16 protein-coding genes, 1 tRNA gene and 1 pseudogene are annotated in these 18495 nt (G+C 39.9%); 17 read left to right on the top strand and 1 reads right to left on the bottom strand.

Features of this window, described 5'->3' with window-relative positions; translation table 11 throughout:
* The first annotated feature begins 12 nt into the window (after window positions 1-12).
* From ppaX to A5N88_RS21030, 13 genes are all read left to right on the top strand, one after another.
* Complete coding sequence (gene ppaX, locus A5N88_RS20970) at window positions 13-666, top strand: pyrophosphatase PpaX (RefSeq protein WP_066269659.1); 654 nt, start codon at window positions 13-15, stop codon at window positions 664-666.
* The gene (locus A5N88_RS20975) at window positions 663-1199 is read left to right on the top strand and encodes an acyltransferase (RefSeq protein WP_066269663.1); all 537 of its coding nucleotides are present in this window, start codon (window positions 663-665) and stop codon (window positions 1197-1199) included. Before ppaX ends, A5N88_RS20975 begins: the two co-directional genes overlap by 4 nt.
* 259 nt (window positions 1200-1458) lie before the next feature.
* Window positions 1459-2970 carry a tetratricopeptide repeat protein gene (locus A5N88_RS20980; RefSeq protein ID WP_066269664.1) on the top strand — a complete coding sequence of 504 codons (1512 nt, stop codon included), beginning with the start codon at window positions 1459-1461 and terminating at the stop codon, window positions 2968-2970.
* Window positions 2971-3093: 123 nt separating this feature from the next.
* Complete coding sequence (gene trxB, locus A5N88_RS20985) at window positions 3094-4041, top strand: thioredoxin-disulfide reductase (protein WP_066270754.1); 948 nt, start codon at window positions 3094-3096, stop codon at window positions 4039-4041.
* A gap of 415 nt (window positions 4042-4456) precedes the next feature.
* Window positions 4457-4915 (top strand): NUDIX hydrolase, encoded by a 459-nt coding sequence (locus tag A5N88_RS20990; protein WP_066269665.1) that lies wholly within the window; start codon window positions 4457-4459, stop codon window positions 4913-4915.
* 83 nt (window positions 4916-4998) lie between these two features.
* Entirely contained in the window at window positions 4999-5895 is an 897-nt protein-coding gene (gene rapZ / locus A5N88_RS20995; RefSeq protein WP_066269667.1) for an RNase adapter RapZ, read from the top strand.
* On the top strand, window positions 5885-6844 hold the full coding sequence (locus A5N88_RS21000; protein ID WP_066269669.1) for a gluconeogenesis factor YvcK family protein: 960 nt from the start codon (window positions 5885-5887) through the stop codon (window positions 6842-6844). The genes rapZ and A5N88_RS21000 overlap by 11 nt, the downstream gene beginning before the upstream one ends.
* 430 nt (window positions 6845-7274) lie before the next feature.
* Complete coding sequence (whiA, locus tag A5N88_RS21005; RefSeq protein ID WP_066269671.1) at window positions 7275-8234, top strand: DNA-binding protein WhiA; 960 nt, start codon at window positions 7275-7277, stop codon at window positions 8232-8234.
* Window positions 8235-8265: 31 nt separating this feature from the next.
* Window positions 8266-8520, top strand: coding sequence for an HPr family phosphocarrier protein (locus A5N88_RS21010; RefSeq protein ID WP_066269673.1), 255 nt, complete (start codon window positions 8266-8268; stop codon window positions 8518-8520).
* Between the two features lie 462 nt (window positions 8521-8982).
* The gene (locus tag A5N88_RS21015; protein WP_066269675.1) at window positions 8983-9387 is read left to right on the top strand and encodes a VOC family protein; all 405 of its coding nucleotides are present in this window, start codon (window positions 8983-8985) and stop codon (window positions 9385-9387) included.
* 350 nt (window positions 9388-9737) lie between these two features.
* Complete coding sequence (abc-f, locus tag A5N88_RS21020) at window positions 9738-11378, top strand: ribosomal protection-like ABC-F family protein (protein ID WP_066269677.1); 1641 nt, start codon at window positions 9738-9740, stop codon at window positions 11376-11378.
* A gap of 320 nt (window positions 11379-11698) precedes the next feature.
* The gene (locus A5N88_RS21025; protein ID WP_066269679.1) at window positions 11699-12052 is read left to right on the top strand and encodes a VOC family protein; all 354 of its coding nucleotides are present in this window, start codon (window positions 11699-11701) and stop codon (window positions 12050-12052) included.
* 211 nt (window positions 12053-12263) lie between these two features.
* Window positions 12264-12614 carry a hypothetical protein gene (locus A5N88_RS21030; protein ID WP_066269680.1) on the top strand — a complete coding sequence of 117 codons (351 nt, stop codon included), beginning with the start codon at window positions 12264-12266 and terminating at the stop codon, window positions 12612-12614.
* Between the two features lie 151 nt (window positions 12615-12765).
* On the opposite strand, the pseudogene clpP reads toward A5N88_RS21030, so the two are convergent.
* Window positions 12766-13383 (bottom strand): annotated as a pseudogene (gene clpP, locus A5N88_RS21035) (ATP-dependent Clp endopeptidase proteolytic subunit ClpP); the annotation flags it as partial.
* A gap of 306 nt (window positions 13384-13689) precedes the next feature.
* Here clpP and A5N88_RS21040 point away from each other — a divergent pair.
* The 4 genes from A5N88_RS21040 (at window position 13690) to A5N88_RS21055 (ending at window position 18464) form a co-directional block, all read left to right on the top strand.
* Window positions 13690-13761: transfer RNA gene (locus A5N88_RS21040), tRNA-Arg, on the top strand.
* 233 nt (window positions 13762-13994) lie between these two features.
* Complete coding sequence (gene ftsZ / locus A5N88_RS21045) at window positions 13995-15152, top strand: cell division protein FtsZ (protein WP_066269683.1); 1158 nt, start codon at window positions 13995-13997, stop codon at window positions 15150-15152.
* A 781-nt stretch (window positions 15153-15933) separates the two neighbouring features.
* Window positions 15934-16170, top strand: coding sequence for a hypothetical protein (locus A5N88_RS21050; protein ID WP_066269684.1), 237 nt, complete (start codon window positions 15934-15936; stop codon window positions 16168-16170).
* Between the two features lie 71 nt (window positions 16171-16241).
* The gene (locus A5N88_RS21055; protein WP_066269686.1) at window positions 16242-18464 is read left to right on the top strand and encodes a transglycosylase domain-containing protein; all 2223 of its coding nucleotides are present in this window, start codon (window positions 16242-16244) and stop codon (window positions 18462-18464) included.
* Window positions 18465-18495 lie beyond the last annotated feature (31 nt).

Raw genomic sequence — 18495 nt, forward strand, 5'->3', positions numbered from 1 at the left:
AGGTACATAGAAATGGACAGAAAAATAACAACAGTGCTTTTTGATTTAGACGGAACGCTTATTGATACGAATGAATTGATCATCCAATCCTTTTTACATACGTTAAATCATTATTATCCTGAAAAATATGCAAGAGAGGATGTACTGCCATTTATGGGGCCGACTTTAGCTGAAACCTTTACCTCTATTGCCCCGGAAATGGTGGAAGCGATGATTCAGCGCTACAGAATGTTTAACCATGCTCAGCATGATTCGCTGGTGAAGGAATTTGAGGGTGTCTTTGAAACGGTAAAATCCTTAAAAGAGAGCGGATATAAGCTTGCCATTGTTTCTACTAAAATTGGTGAAACTGTGATGAAGGGACTTAAGCTTACACAGCTGGATCAATTTTTTGATGTGGTGATCTCCCTTGACGAGGTGGTTCATGCAAAGCCTCATCCCGAGCCTTTGCAAAAGGCATTAGAACAGCTTGACTCGAAGCCGGAGGAATCCATCATGGTGGGAGACAGCAAGCATGATATTCTTGGAGGTAAGAATGCGGGTACGCTTACAGCAGGGGTAGCTTGGTCTGCAAAGGGAAGAGAGTATATTGCTAGCTTTGAACCGGATTTTATCCTTGAAAAAATGAGTGACATTCTCGAATATCTTAACGTGGAGCATGCATGAGAAGGACCCGGCGATATCCTGTAACAGGGGCTAATTCATTATGGCATGTATACAAGACGGTTCCTTTTTTTAAGGTTGTGAAAAACTTTATCGTGATTCAGGCAGCAAGATATACGCCTTCATTAGCGATGAAAAACTGGATGTACAGAAGGTTTCTCCGTATGAAAGTGGGAGAGCAAACTTCCTTTGCGCTGATGGTGATGCCGGATGTAATGTTTCCTGAGAAAATAACAGTGGGACGCAATACCGTTATTGGCTATAACACCACGATTTTAGCCCATGAATATTTAATTCAGGAATATCGGCTGGGGGATGTGAAAATTGGAAGCGAAGTCATGATTGGAGCGAATTCGACGATTCTGCCGGGAGTGGAAATAGGAGACGGTGCCATTATTTCGGCAGGCACTCTCGTTCACAGGGATGTGCCTGCAGGAGCTTTCGTTGGAGGCAACCCGATGAAGATTATTTATACAGCAGAAGAAATGAAAGCACGCCAAAACTGTTTGCCGGGTAATGAAAACCGCCGTTCCTAATGCTTGTGGCAGGGACCTGATAAAATAACTATCATTGCCTGTTAATCATTGGGGGATTCTATGTTATACTACAATAACCAAGGCTGTTTTAAAAAGGCTGTTCTCGCATCCATTGTTGCTTTTTGTACATTGGACATGGGATTTTTTTTGCCCAATTTGCAGAAGCCGGCATAGGGGATTTTGCTGGTTTATCTGCACGTCATGCAACTAAGCTTTGAAAAAGCCTTAATCAATCATGTTTCATTTGTGAGGGACTTTTATGTTTAAAGACTCAAAAGCCATTCAGGAAAAGGGTGTAGTCGTTTCCTTTTTACCAACAGGTGAATATTACTTTAATAAAGGAATCAATGCCTATCACCGCCATGACCTGAAAAAAGCGAAAAAATACTTGCAGCGTGCAGCGCAGCTTGAGCCCTTTGAGCCCATGATTGCCTGCCAGCTTGCATTAGTCTATATGCATTTAGAGGAATATCAAAAATCGAATGACCTGCTTCATTCCATCCTGAAAGAGCTTGATCCAAGGATGTCGGAATGCCACTATTTCATGGCTAATAATTACGCTGAATTAGGGCTGTTTGGTGATGCCCATAAGCATGCCAAAATATATCTGGAACAGGATCCGCTTGGGGAATTTACCGAAGAGGCAGAGGATTTGATTTATATCATAAATACAGAGGAAGCCGGCGACTACCCGATAGACGACCAGGATGAGCTTATTGTCCAGCAGGAAAAAGCCAGAGAATTACTTGAATCCGGAAATTTCGGCAAAGCGATAGAAATTCTTCAGGAAATCATTCAAAGCTATCCTGATTACTGGTCAGCCTACAATAATTTAGCTCTCGGATATTTTTATCTCGGTGATATGGATAAAGCAGCGGGAGTTTTGGAAGATCTTCTGAAGAAAAATCCTGGCAATTTGCATGCTCTTTGCAATATTGCTGTTTTTCTCTACCATCAGCGCCGTGACGAGGAACTGGACGAGCTTCTGGAAGGATTGGCAAAGGTACAGCCCATCCTTATTGAACATCAGTATAAGCTGGGAGCGACCTTTGCGCTTCTTGGCCAGTACGAACAATCCTACATGTGGCTTAATAAGCTGAGAAGAATGGGGTTTGATGGTGATGCAGGTTTCTATTACTGGTACTCCATTTCTGCATACCATACAGGACACAGGCTGGCTGCTGAAAATGCCTGGAAAATCCTTTTGGAAATAAGTCCGGAAAAAGAAGGCCACGAACCATGGAATGAGAAAAGGTCCAGGGATGCAGGGTTTGAAGGCCATATTACCTCGATTTTAAAAAAGTTAAAAAGTGAATATATGGAGGAAAGGCTTTTTGGCATTTTTCTGTTGTCTTTATCCCGCAAAAAGCAGGATATCATAGCCCATCCAGACTTCAAACAGCTGGACGAGTTCACTTTGACGGAAAAAATCTATTTGGCCAATGTCCTTGACGCCAATATTAAGGACCATTTTGATCCGGATGGAAACATTGCAAAGGGCCATCAAATTGCATTGAAGCTTTATGAGCAGCACCAGCCGGTAAGTTCCTTTTTCTCGGGGCTCTTCCTGATGTGGTTCTCGATCTTTTTGCAGGCTCTTAAGGAAGGCCGGTCTTTTTCGAATGAGAGGGCTTGTGCAGCAGCTGTAGAGTACGAATGGTACAAGCTGCGCGGCGAGAAAAAAACGCAGCAGGAGATAGCTGGAATGTACCAAATTTCTGCTTCTACACTGCAAAAATACGTCAAGCTGATAAAGGATTTGTATCAGTGAGCAAATCTGTGGACGAAGAACCATTCGTCTTATAGGATGTAGAGAGCAGGAAATACTATAAGTGCTTGTTTTAAAAACCGTAACCTCATGGAAAGCGGTTTTTATATGGAAGGAGTGTTTGAAATGGCAGAGGAAAAAATTTATGATGTCATCATCATAGGTGCAGGTCCTGCCGGGATGACAGCAGCTGTATATGCATCCCGGGCAAATCTTGCTACCTTGATGATTGAACGTGGAATTCCGGGCGGCCAGATGGCGAATACGGAAGAAGTAGAAAACTACCCAGGCTATGAGTCTATTCTTGGACCGGAGCTTTCAAATAAAATGTTCGAGCATGCGAAAAAATTCGGTGCTGAGTATGCATACGGGGATATTAAAGAAGTTGTAGATGGTGAAGAGTTCAAAATTGTAAAAGCAGGGACAAAAGAGTATAAAACCCGTGCCCTCATTATTACAACCGGAGCGGAATACAGAAAACTTGGCGTAAAAGGCGAGAGTGAGCTCGGCGGACGGGGCGTTTCCTATTGTGCTGTTTGTGATGGGGCATTCTTTAAAAATAAAGAGCTTGTGGTGGTAGGCGGCGGAGATTCTGCTGTTGAAGAAGGTGTTTACTTAACCCGTTTTGCCAGCAAAGTAACCATCATTCACAGACGGGACCAGCTTCGTGCTCAAAAAATCCTTCAGGATCGTGCTTTTGCTAACGAAAAGGTTGATTTCATCTGGAATACAACCGTGAAGGAAATTAACGAAGAAAATGGAAAAGTAGGCTCCGTTACCCTCGTTTCAACTGAAAATGGGGAAGAAAGAGAGTTTAAAGCGGATGGTGCTTTCATCTACATCGGCTTAGATCCGCTTTCTAAACCGTTTGAAGCATTGGGCATTACCAATGAACACGGATATATTGAAACGAATGATGACATGGAAACAAAAATCTCCGGCATTTTTGCGGCGGGTGATGTACGCGAAAAGACACTTCGTCAAATCGTAACGGCAACAGGTGACGGAAGTATTGCTGCACAAAGTGCTCAGCACTATATTGAAACACTTCAAGAAAAACTTAACGCAAAATAAAAAGTGCAAAGTTTTCCAAAACGTAATTCGCTCTTAACCTTGTTGTAATCGAAGTGAAACAAAAATGGGCTATTATATAAATATGAAATTGACCCCCTTTTTTAAATAAAGACCCCTTTTGAGCACAGGTGTTATGCCTGTGCTATTTTTTTGGTTTATAACAATAAGCGGTTCAGCTGTTATTAGCTGATTTTTTGAATGAATGCCGGTGAATTATAAAATTGCGTTCATTGTTAGCCATTATGAAAAATAGTATAATATAAGGATAAGAATAAAGTGGGAGAAGTGTGAATAGCACTCTATACAGTAGAGTCAGGAACGATATGTTCTTTTTCCTGCTGCAAGGAGAGAATGAACTGATTTCTTCTCTGATATCTTATCTATAGTTATTTTTACTGAATACGGGGTGGATGTTATGCAGCGCGTGACGAACTGTGTTTTTATACATGATGAAAAGGTCTTGCTCTTGCAAAAACCGCGGCGGGGCTGGTGGGTGGCTCCTGGCGGGAAGATGGAACAGGGCGAGTCCATTCGCGAGGCTGTTATTAGAGAATACAGAGAAGAGACAGGCATTTATTTGCGCCAGCCCTCGCTAAAAGGTGTTTTCACGTTTGTTATTAAGGATGGGGCAGAAATTGTTTCGGAATGGATGATGTTTACGTTTATTGCGAACAGCGGAGACGGAGCCCAATTTGATCAATCTGATGAAGGAAAGCTTTCATGGCATTCCATTCAAAACTTGAAGGATTTGGAGATGGCAGAAGGCGATTATCATATTCTTGATTATGTGATACATGGTAAAGGAATGATTTATGGAAACTTTACGTATACGCCTGATTTTGAGCTTTTATCCTACCGCTTAGACCCTAGCTAAGGGTGCTAACCAATCAGGGCCCAGCCACAGTATAGACATCGACAGAAATATGCGGAAAAAAATGCATTCATGGGGGAATGGAAATGAGCACAGGTTCAAATAACGTACAATTGGTCATCATCACAGGCATGTCTGGTGCAGGAAAGACAGTAGCCATTCAGAGCTTTGAAGATCTAGGCTTCTTTTGTGTAGATAACCTGCCTCCTACATTACTTCCGAAATTTTTAGAGCTGATGAAGGATTCAAATAATAAAATGAACAAAGTGGCCCTTGTAATGGACTTACGGGGAAGGGAATTTTTCGATCACTTATTCAAAGCGTTAGACAGTTTGACAGAAACGTCATGGGTATCACCAAAAATTTTATTCCTAGATTCTGAGGATTCTGTATTAGTAAGGCGATATAAAGAAACACGCCGGATGCATCCGCTGTCTCCATCAGGACTTCCTCTAGAGGGGATTCAGCAGGAAAGAAGCCTCCTTGAAGATCTTAAGGGCCGTGCCCAAATTATTTATAATACATCAGAGCTGTCTCCAAGACAGCTTCGAGAAAAAATATTAATAGAGTTTTCTGCTGAAAAGCAGCCAGTTTTTACAGTGAATGTCATGTCATTTGGTTTTAAGCATGGAATTCCGATTGATGCAGATCTGGTTTTTGATGTTCGGTTTTTACCAAACCCTTATTATATAGAGTCTATGAGGCCGAAAACAGGGCTGGATGAAGAGGTTTCGGAATATGTAATGAAATGGAACGAGACGAGCAAATTTTTGGAAAAGGTGACGGATTTATTGGCGTTTATGCTTCCGCATTATCAGCGTGAAGGAAAAAGCCAGCTTGTGATAGGAATTGGCTGTACAGGAGGCCAGCATCGTTCGGTTGCTTTAACGGAATACCTCGGCCATTACTTTGAACAGGATTATAATACAAAGATTTCTCATCGTGATATAAAGAAAAGAAAGGAACAGCATCATGAAAGCTGACGTAAAGCCAAAAGTAGTCATTATCGGCGGCGGTACAGGATTGCCTGTATTATTAAGAGGATTAAGGAAATATCCCATTGACCTTACTGCAATCGTTACGGTTGCAGATGATGGCGGGAGTTCCGGCCGAATCCGGAACGAGATGGATATCCCATCACCAGGTGACATTCGAAATGTTCTGGCAGCTTTGTCAGATGTAGAGCCTTTGATTGAACAGATGTTCCAGCATCGTTTTCAAACGGCCAATGAACTTGCCGGACATTCGCTAGGCAATTTGATTATTGCTGCTTTAACCTCTATCACTGGTGATTTTGTACATGCCATACGGGAAATGAGCAAGGTGTTAAATGTTCACGGAAAAGTCCTTCCTTCCGCCAATCAAAGTGTTTTTCTCCATGCGGAAATGGAGGATGGAAGCATTGTTACAGGAGAATCGAAAATCCCCCAGGCAAACAAAAAAATTAAGAAGGTTTTTTTGACGCCTGAGGCCATTAATCCGTTGTCAGAGACGCTTAGAGCAATCAAAAAGGCAGATCTCATTGTGATAGGACCTGGCAGTCTTTATACTAGTATTTTGCCAAATCTGCTTGTTCCGAAGCTTGGTGATGAGGTGTGCAAGGCAAAAGCCAAAAAGGTATACATTTGCAATCTCATGACACAAGCGGGAGAAACGCTCGACTATACGGCAAGCGACCACGTTCAGGCCATTTATGACCATATGGGCAACAGGTGCATTGATACGATTCTCGTAAATAATGAAGAGGTTCCGGAATTGATTCAAGAGCGTTATAAGGAAGAATTGGCAAAGCCCGTGGTATATGATGTTGACCGCCTTATAGAGCTTGGCGTTAACGTCATCTACGAGGAATTCGTTACGTACAGAGACGGATATATTCGCCACGATACAGATAAAGTGGCAAAAATTCTTTATTCTTTTATAAATAAATAGCAGGATGCCATTTTTGGCCTGGCTTTTTCCAAGGCTCTTTTGCATAGGCTCTTTTCGTAAACTTTGTTGCTTTTGGGCACAAAAATACCATCTTAAACATAGAAGTCAGTCATCATACTGGTGAATAACATTCGAAAAGATGCCACGAAGACAGACAGCATACCGAATTTATACGTAAAAGCAACAATCTATGCGAAAACAGCCTTTGCAAAACAAAAAACAGAAAAATTCCCAGGTTGCGTATCTAAGCTTTATTATAATGGACGAAAAGCAGCAATTTAAGCGAAAACTCTTTTCTATACATCATGAATTTCTAAATAAATCAAGGCTTTAGACAAAGCGTTGAAAGGATTTCTCCCTTTCAGCATCTTTGCGATTATAGCCGTTAGTTGAAATAGAGAGAGCAGTCTCTATGTAGGAGGTGTCAGGCATGTCATTTGCATCTGAAACAAAAAAGGAGCTGACAAATCTTCAGGTAAAGGATTGCTGTGCGAAGGCAGAGCTTTCTGCCCTCATTCGAATGAATGGTTCCTTATCGTATTCCAATCGGATTCTGGTAGTGAACGTCCAAACGGAAAATGCAGCCATTGCCCGAAGGATTTATACACTGATTAAAAAAATATACAATACACCAGTTGAGCTTTTAGTCAGAAAGAAAATGCGTTTAAAGAAAAACAATGTGTATATTGTGCGATTAAAAAGCAAAGCGAAAGAAATATTAGAGGATTTGCAGATTCTTGAAGAGGGCTTTGTTTTTAACCATCATATCTCTCCGAATTTGATTAAAAAGAAGTGCTGCAAGCGTTCTTACTTAAGAGGGGCATTTCTTGCAGGAGGATCTGTTAATAATCCGGAAACATCATCCTATCACTTAGAAGTCTTCTCGCTTTATAAGGAGCATAATGATTCACTTTGTGAACTGATGAACTCTTTTGATTTAAATAGTAAGACTCTTGAAAGAAAAAAGGGTTTTATCACTTACTTAAAAGAAGCAGAGAAAATTACCGAGTTTTTAAATATTATAGGTGCCCATAGTGCCCTTCTTCGTTTTGAGGATGTTAGAATTGTAAGGGACATGCGAAACTCCGTGAATCGCTTGGTAAACTGTGAGACAGCTAATTTAAATAAAACGATTGGCGCTGCTCTCCGCCAGGTAGAAAACATTCGTTTTATTGAAAGCTCTGTCGGTTTGCAGGTTTTACCGGATAAATTAAGGGAAATTGCTGAATTACGGGTTGCCCATCAAGATGTAACATTGAAGGAATTGGGAGAAATGGTCTCAGGAAGCCACATCAGCAAGTCAGGGATCAATCACAGGCTGCGCAAAATTGATGAAATTGCAGATAAACTGCGTGCAGGTGAAGGGATTACGGCAGCGGTTACAGAATAAAAAAGGAAGAGTTAAAAAGGGAGTGTAGAAAATGTTGGAGAGACAAGTGGAAGTAAAGCTGAAAGCCGGCTTGCAGGCAAGGCCGGCTGCCCTATTTGTTCAAGAAGCAAACCGTTTCAATTCAGAGATTTTTTTGGAGAAGGATGGCAAGAGAATTAATGCCAAAAGTATTATGGGATTAATGAGTCTTGCAGTAGGAACAGGATCTTCCCTTACGCTGATAGCGGATGGGCAGGATGAGCAGGAAGCAATCGAGGCGCTGGCAAAATATATCGAAGAACGCTGATATGTGAAGGAAAGCAGGAAAGCAATACATACCTGCGCGGCACGGGAATGGTTTGCAATTAGCGAACTCTTTATCCTGTCCTTTTGTGCAAACGGTTCGACAAAAACAAAAAGTAAATAAGCTCATAAAGGGTAAAGTAAAAATGTCCGGAGGATGATCTCTGGGCATTTTTCTTGCTAAAACCTTTGTTTAGCTCATTTGTTTGGAACGCCTGCTTCAGCCCCCGTCACAGTAAAGAAATGTAACAAATCCTTATATTTTTTATAAACTTTGGCAAACATTTATTTGTTGGCTTTGTTACAAGCAGTAATCAAAATCAAGAATGTTTTTATTGTGCATAGAACTAGTGTTCGTGTATAATCAAATGGGAGACTGTCATGGCTCATTTCCATATGGAAGCAATGTAAGCAATGTAAGCACATTACAGTTAAATCTATTTTAATGGACAAAGGAGAATGGATGATGATTAAACCTTATTTAATGTTTAACAGGAAATGTGAAGAAGCTTTTACATTATACCGAAAGGCTTTTGATGGCGAATTAATGGCTATGCAAAAATATAGCGATATGCCTCCACATCCTGAATTTCCTGTGGCTGAAAGCGATAAAAACCTTGTTATGCACGCACAATTAAAACTGACGGAAAATGGTTACATCATGGGTTCTGATAGCAGCAGTGATATTAAACAAGGGCAAAACGTATGCATTAGTGTTGAGCTCAACTCTGAGGAGGCTGCTATTAAAGCTTGGAATATGCTTAAAGAAGATGGGAATGTACATATGGATCTTCAGCCAACATTCTTTTCAAAGCTTCACGGTTCTGTTAAAGATACATATGGAATTACCTGGATGTTTACGGTGAATTAAAAATTAAACATTCATTTTATTTGCAATTAAATGAAGTCAGCAGTTGCTTGAAAGTCAATGTTCAGAAAATTGTATATTGCAAAATTATCTGAGTAGTGTTAAAATAATTTACACTTATAAACGAAAGGAACGATGGGTGGACAATGGATAACTAACCTAATTTTTAACATTTGAAATTGTATATTTCAGATACTAAAAACTTAGGATTAGTCTGCCCATTTTTCTTTTTATGCTGTTTAGCTGCAAGGCTGGATAGCTTATTTGAGTACGGTAAAAATGAGATTTGACTAATCCTTCCAAGCTGATTTGGGAGGATTTTTTTCTCCCTGTAAAAGAAGGGATGATTCTTTATGCTAGAACTATTGCAATTACAAAATATAAAAGTTGAAATTCAGGACCGCATTATTTTTGAAAATATAAATACGAATGTCCAGCATCATGACGTCATCGGAATCATCGGGAAAAATGGCGCTGGAAAATCGACTTTATTACAATTATTGAACAGAGAATTTCCACCAACAGAGGGACACATAAAATACTTGCAAAATGACCTCGCAATCACAATGGTTGAACAAGAAACCGAGTCATATTCCTTTAATGAGATATCCTCTCAAGAAGAAGCACTATTAAAGAAATGGCAGGTTCCGACCCATAGCTTCTCTCATTTAAGCGGGGGAGAAAGATTAAAAGCACGGCTTGCAAAAGGCCTAGCCAAAGATGCCGACATTTTATTGCTGGACGAACCGACTAATCACTTGGACGAACAAAGTACTGACCTCCTTTTAAAACAGCTTACCGATTTTAAAGGTACCATTTTCCTTGTATCACATGATCGTTATTTCCTAGATAAAATTGCCACGAAAATATGGTCAATAGAAAATAAAACGCTCATTTGTCATAAGGGCAATTACTCGAGCTATATGGAATTTAGAGAAAGGAACAGACTTGCACAGCAGCGTGAATATGAGAAGCAGCAAAAGATGATAGAACGCATTGAAGGTCAAATGAAACAACTAACATCATGGTCTGAATCAGCCCACGCACAATCTACAAAACAGGATGGCTTTAAAGAATACTATCGTGCAAAGGCTAAACGAATGGATTCACAAGTAAAATCGAAACAAAAGCGTCTTGAAAAAGAACTTGAAAAGATGAAAGTGGATGCTCCAGAGCCTGAATACGAGGTGGAATTTTCCTTTAAGGCAAATCCCAAGATAGGAAAACGCTTTTTAGAAGTTAAACATGTCGAAAAGTCCTTTGAAGGACGAACGCTTTTTAAAGATGTTCATTTTACGATACAGCATGGCGAAAAGGTCTCCGTTATAGGACCAAATGGCAGTGGCAAGACTACTTTTTTGAACATGATAGTTGGAAAAGAAGCAGCTGCTAAAGGCGATATTTGGGTTTCTCTTTCAGCACATATCGGCTATTTAGCTCAAGAAGTATTTGATTTGCCTCTTGATCAAACACCCAAACAGTTATTCGAGCAAGAGTCCTTTGAAGCGAGAGGCCGCGTACGAAACTTTATGAAGCATTTAGGATTCATCAAATCTCAGTGGACAGAGCCTATCGGAAATATGAGCATGGGTGAGCGTGTGAAGTGTAAGTTAATGAAATATATTCTTGAAGAAAAAGATGTACTCATTCTGGATGAACCAACCAACCACCTCGATTTGGCTTCCCGTGAACAGCTCGAACAGACACTAAAACAATATAACGGTACGCTGTTAGTCGTATCGCATGATCGCTACTTTCTGGGGAAAATCACAAACACGAAGCTGGTTTTTTCAAATAACAGCATTATTAAGCGATTAAATAGGAAAGAATCTTTACCGAAAAGAGATGATAGAGAAGAATTGCGTTTAACACTTGAAACAGAAAGACAAGAAGTCCTGGGCAAGCTCAGTTTTATTAGCCCCAGTCATAAAGATTATGAAAAGCTTGACCTTAGATTCAAAGAACTCACCAAGAGGATAAACGAACTTTCGTAAAGAATTTAACGAAGGGATGATGTTGATTTTTAACATTTCATATTTGTTATTATTAAGTGAGCAAAAAAGACGATTTGTACATTAACGTAAAGGGTTCCGTTTTGAGGTGCTTTTTCAAAAATAAGGGGTTTAATGACAAGCGAAATGACATGAAAATTAAAAGAAACTCGTTAGTTTTGACGAGTTTCTTTTTTGTGCTAAATATTCTGAAACTGTTATATCGGCTAGGTTATAATTAACTTGTACATTATTCAACTAACTTGCAGGCTAGCTTGAAAAGAAAAAGGGTTCTTTTTAAATCTAAACTGGAGGAATACTAAATGAAATTAGGATATGTGATGGTATTTGTTTCAGATCTCCGAGAAGCAAAAAGGTTCTATTCTACTCTACTGGGGATGCCTATAATATCGGAGAAGAACAATCAATTAATTTTTCAATTAGAAGGTACACAACTTGTTGCGTTTAAGTGTGAAAAAAATGGGCAGGTGGGAGATTATTCAAACGAAGCTAGAACAGTGTTAGTGTTCCACGTAGATTCTATTGAGAAAAAGTTTTATGAAATGAAGTCGAAGGGTATTAAATTTTTACACGAAAAACCTACTGAAGCTCGATATGCCGCCTTTCTAGACCCTTTTGGAAATGTTTTTGAGATTGCAGAACATTCATCTATCTAAAAAAATGTATGTTCAGAAACTCGCCAATCCTCTTTTTTCTCTAACCTCTTCTTTGGCGCAATGAAATGCTAAATGGCCTCCAAAATGACTATGCCCATTCATACGTCATTTCTCTTATCATTTATTCAAAAAGCAAATCAATACGGAACCCTTAACACTTAAACGTGAATCGTCTTTTTTACCATAGCCCCATTGGAATATCAACAGGTGGATGGTGCTAAGCACAATCGAAGTCTCAGCAAAGCTTGTTGGTGAATTGAATCTAAAGTTGATTGAAGCGGAAGGCACGAGACTCCTGCGGGATCAGCTGGCCAAAGGGAGACCCCGCAGGAGCAAGGCGAAGAGGAGGCTCCCGGCCGCCCGCGGAAAGCGAGTGCCTGAAGCGGAAATCAACCAGCAGGAAGACCAGAACGCAACCAATGTTCATGTTATGTTCCAATATAATTTGAATCCAAAGTTGATTGAATCGAAAGCTGCGAGAAAAGCTTGGCCAAAGGGAGAGACCCCGCAGGAGCAAGGCGAAGAGGAGGTTCACGGCCGCCCGCGGAAAGCAAGTGTCTGAAGCGGAAATCAACCAGCAAGAAAATGCAAAGCACAGCCAAAGCCTCTGAAAAGACTGTAGTAAAAATGTATCAAACATATATTATTGCGAAAAATGACAGACTCAAATAAAAAAACCTGCCATGGTTGTATGGCAGGCTTCGCAATTGGTATTATTTCTTATCGTTATTATTAGTCAGCTCATTGCGGCTGATAATATGGTCGATTAAACCATATTCTTTTGCTTTTTCAGCAACCATGAAGTTGTCGCGCTCTGTATCTCTTTCAATCACTTCAAGAGGCTGGCCAGTACGCTCTGACATGATTTGGTTCAGCTTTTGGCGAAGGAAAAGGATACGTTTAGCAGCAATCTCAATTTCTGTTGCTTGACCCTGTGCACCGCCAAGTGGCTGATGGATCATAACCTCACTGTTTGGAAGTGCATAACGCTTGCCTTTTGCTCCTGCATTAAGAAGGAATGCACCCATAGATGCAGCCATTCCGATACAAATCGTTTGGACATCCGGCTTAATAAACTGCATAGTGTCATAAATCGCCATACCAGCCGTGATACTGCCGCCAGGGCTGTTTATGTAGATGGAGATATCTTTTTCAGGATTTTCAGACTCCAGGAATAGCAATTGTGCTACAATAGAGTTTGCCACATTGTCATCAATGGCGCTTCCAAGCATAATAATACGGTCTTTTAACAAGCGGGAATAAATGTCATATGCACGTTCTCCGCGGCTTGTTTGTTCAATAACTGTAGGGATTAAGTTCATATACTTTCTCCTCCTTTTTTCATTCCTGTCCGCTTTCCAGTTAGCGGCAAGGCATAGCTAATCTAGTTTTTTCCCTATAAAGGAAAACTGAAACATTTAAGGAATGTATTGCTCCTTATGTAATGTTATCATACACCAAATGGTCAATTAAGGTCAAACAAATCAATTTGGTTTTTATAAAAAAATTCGATCCTGTTGTATGCAACAGCCCTTAAATATACTTTAAACATATTAGCCAGAATTTTAACTTTTTAAACGCGAAAAAAGAGTTGCAATATCTCTTTTTTTCTATTATACTATTTTAGTGACGGACTTGCCCTCGTGGTGCAACGGATAGCACGTGAGATTCCGGTTCTTAAGATGTGGGTTCGATTCCTGCCGAGGGCGTACTACTATTAAACAAAAAATGCCTCTGCGCTTTATGAAAAGTGCAGAGGCATTTTTATGTGCTTTTTATGAACAATATCATCTGCCTTTAATGTTAATCATAATGAATCTTTACAAAATTATCCTGCCTCCCCAAAAAAGATATATAAGAATTCGAATAATATGAAGAAGTACTTCTGATACCTTTAAAAACGTAAAAAATCATGGAGATGGATAAAAGAGGAGGGATCATCATGTTAGATTTTGAAACGGTTATCGACCAATTCGCAACGATTAAAGTTATTGGTGTTGGAGGAGGAGGCAACAACGCTGTAAACCGTATGATTGAGGATGGTGTCGGCGGTGTAGAGTTCATTGCCGTTAATACTGATGCTCAAGCTCTTAATCAATCAAAAGCAGGAATTACAATGCAAATCGGTGCAGCATTAACAAGAGGTTTAGGAGCGGGCGCCAACCCTGAAATAGGAAAAAGGGCTGTGGAAGAAAGCAAAAAGCAAATTGAAGAAGTGTTGGCAGGTGCAGATATGGTTTTCGTTACAGCCGGAATGGGCGGCGGTACAGGCACTGGTGCAGCCCCTGCTATTGCAAAAATTGCCAGTGAGCTTGGTGCCCTGACAATTGGGGTTGTAACACGTCCTTTCAAATTTGAAGGACGTAAGCGTGCAACAAACGCAATCAGTGGAATTAACGCAATGAGGGAGGCAGTGGATACCTTAATTATTATTCCAAATGATCGGTTATTGGAGATCATTGATAAAAGAACCCCTATGCTAGAAGCTTTTCGTGAAGCGGATAATGTGCTTCGTCATGGGGTTCAGGGGATTTCCGATTTAATTGCTGTACCAGGTTTAATTAATCTTGACTTTGCTGATGTTAAAACGGTCATGTCTCATAAAGGAACAGCTTTAATGGGGATTGGCACTGGCAAGGGTAAAGATCGTGCTGTTGAAGCGGCACAGAAAGCCTTAAATAGTCCGCTGCTTGAAACTTCTATTAATGGAGCGCATGGTGTAATCATGAACATCACAGGCGGCCGCAATTTAAGTCTTTATGAAGTGCAGGAGGCAGCGGATATCGTGGCTTCTGCTTCTCACGAGGAGTTAAATATGATTTTTGGTTCGGCCATTAATGAAAACTTAACCGATGAAATCATTATTACTGTCATTGCCACAGGATTCAATGAACAAGATGGTACATCTCTGGAAACGCCTACCCGGCCATTAAAGGAAGAGCTAACGAATCCATATCAAAGGGAACTGCCTGCACAACAAATACAATACGATTCGAAACACCAAGATGAACAGGCTCCATACAATAATAGATACGCAGAGCTAACGGAAGAATCTCTTGATATTCCTGCGTTTTTGCGCAATCGAAAAAAACGATACTAATAAATTTAAAGGCTCTGTTATTTTTCCCGCTAAACTCAGGTGTTCTTTCTTGGGAGACAGATTTTTTTCTGGAATTTTACGCTCTGTTTGGAAAAAATGAGGAGATGTATCTTCGTTAATCTTGTGTTCTTGCAGAGTAATTCGAAAAAAATATAAACATAACTTGCGAACTGGTGACGGTTCGCTTTTTGTTTGTCTGCAACCAGATTGAAAACCCCGCAGCAATGGATTTATCTGTATCTATCAAAGGCTGTTTTCCCATAGATGTTGCTTTACGTACAAAGGATTATTCCGTGCGTTGTCTGTCTTCGTGGCATCTTTTCGTATGCTATTCACAAGTTTTAATTCTGAATATATATCTAAGGTGATATTTCAGTGTCTAATAGCAACAAAGTTTACGAAAAGAGCTTTATCAAAGAAGAAACTTTTATCCAACTAGAGTAAGGCGTCAAGGAAAAGATGACCTCTTACCCCCATAAATAGTAGATTTTTTACGCATGAATATGAACGTACAAAGAAGGATATTGTTTTCAATAGGTTTACAGGATTTGGATATAGGTATCTTTAAGAATTTTTATGAAGCCTATGAATCATTCTGGAATGGTTTCCTTTTTTTTTATGAGGGATGTATGCTGAATTATTAAAAATGGACGTATAAAAACAACGCTTACCTTAAATGCAGGTGGGTAGAATGAAGAGTATTTGCACACCTTATATCATTTCGAGAGGTTAAATTCAAAGCAGGCTTTCCGTTAGAGTATAAGATTAAGGGAGGGTTAATTTGAAAGAATTTGTTGTTTATTACACTTTAGAAAATGATATTAAAAAAGAAATTATCATAAAAGAGCTGAAAGTGGAAAAAGAAGAGGTATTACAAGAAATTATAGAAAAGATTATACAGCGCAAGTACTTTATTGCAAAAGGAGACCAAGAGGATTATTGCATCAATACTTCTTTAATCCGATATATACGGGTTTTGCATAATAAACAACTATCTAATTGCCAAACTCATCAATAAGAAATACGTAAGTGTTAAAAGCATATTATTTAAATCAGCTACGATAACCTTACGCCTGGGAGAGTATTTGAATGTCAGAAGAAAAATATCGTAATCGTCAAGAACGAAAACGACTGGAAAAGAATAATGAGCATAAGAGTAATAAATTGGCCAAAAAAGGATCTATGTTAAAAAAAGTATTCATATCCTGTTTGGTGCTTTTTGTGCTTTCCGTTGGTATAGGGGTTATATCAATTGGTGCAATGATGAAGAAAGCGCCAAAACTAGATCCTTCAAAACTGGTCGATCCGCTTTCAACTAAATTTTATGATAAGAATGGGAATTTCCTTTTTGAATATGGAAAAGAAAACCGGACAAAAATTACGTATGCTCAAGTTCCAAAAACGATGGAGCATGCATTCATTGCTACGGAGGATGCACATTTTTATGAACATGGTGGTATCGATATAAAAGGAACGGTCAGAGCCATTTTCGAGAATTTAACGGGGCACTTCGGATCACAGGGCGGAAGTACGATTACACAGCAGGTGATCAAGAACACATTTTTGACCCCTCAGAAAACAATAACGCGAAAAGTACAGGAATGGAGCTTGGCGTCTCAGCTGGAAAAAAAGTATTCAAAGCAAGAAATTTTAATGATGTATTTAAATAAAATCTACCTTGGAGACGGTTCATATGGGGTGGCGGCAGCTGCAAAAACCTACTATGGGATTGATGCCAATCACCTGAATGAATTGACACTTCCTGAGGAGGCGATGTTGGCAGGGCTTCCACAAGGTCCCAGCATTTACGATCCAACCCAACCTGAAAACAAGAAAGCTGCTACGGATCGCCGTAATGTTGTTTTAAGCTCCATGTATAAACAAAGGTACATTACCAAGAAACAAATGCAGGAAGCGAAGAAAGTTCCTGTAACGGCAGGGCTTGTACCAAACACCAATCATCATGGTATGCCGTATGAGGTGTTTTTAGATGCTGCAGTAAGAGAAGTAAAAGGAAAACTGAAGAATGTAGACATTAGCACCGATGGATTATCTATATACACTACTTTAGATCCAAAAGCACAGGATTATGCGGACAAAATGATGGACACTAATTCGATCGTTTCTTATCCTAATGGTAATTTTCAAGGAGCTTTTGTATTTTTGGATACAAAAACAGGAGAAGTTCGGGCAATCGGAAGCGGCCGAAACGATTATAAAGCCTCTTTCCTGGGCAACAATTTTGCGATTGATATGAAACGGCAGCCAGGTTCCTCGTTTAAACCCATCTTTGATTACGGGCCTGCCATAGAAAATTTAGAATGGTCTACAGGGCATCAATTAAATGATCAGAAGACGACGTACTCAAATGGGCAGCCTATTTCAAACTGGGATCATCAATATCATGGAAAGCTATCTATAAGAACGGCTCTTCAATATTCATACAATATTCCCGCCCTGCTTACCCTTCGAGCGGTAGGGATGGACAAAGCAAAGAGCTTTGCGGAGAATCTTGGTATTACCTTTGATCATAATACGGTATATGAATCGAATGCGATAGGGAGCAATACGGTTAATCCTTTGGAGATGGCTGGGGCCTACAGTGCCTTTGGAAATAACGGAGTATACAACACGCCGCATTTAGTCAGTAAAGTAGTCTTTCCCAATGGAAAAGTGATGGATTTTACTCCGAAGCCAAAACAGGTCATGCATGAATACACCGCGTATATGATTACAGATATGCTGCGGACAGTCGTGAATTCCGGAACTGGAAAGGCGGCCATGGTGCCGGGATTGGATGTGGCAGGAAAAACAGGTACAACAAATTTTGATGATAAAACCAGTGCACAATTTGGATACCCATCAAATGCGACAAATGATAGCTGGTTTGCTGGGTATACCCCGCAGTATACGATGGCGGTTTGGACTGGATATGCCAAAAATGGTCCCGGCAACTATATGCTTGGAGATACTACGAAAATCTCACAGCTGATGTTTAAGAATATGATGCAAGCGTTAGGAACAGACAAAAGCAGCTTTCAACAGCCAAGCAGTGTCTACAAAGTGAATAACGAACTGTATATTAAAGGGGGGGATTCTGCCGAGGTTCCACCTAAACAGCCAAGCAGCGATTCAAAATCTCATGCTAAATCTGGGAATAAAAAAGCAGACAACCACAAGCAGGGGAATAAGAAAAATAAACCAAAAGATGAAAAACACAATCAAGCAGATAATAATCATAAGCCAAAAGAAGAGAAACCTAAACATGACGATAAGCATAAACAAAAGGAAGAAAAACACAACCACGGCTAATTAAACATGCAAGGAATTGTGCGTAAAACCG

Source organism: Heyndrickxia acidicola, assembly GCF_001636425.1.
Taxonomy (GTDB): domain Bacteria; phylum Bacillota; class Bacilli; order Bacillales; family Bacillaceae_C; genus Bacillus_AE; species Bacillus_AE acidicola.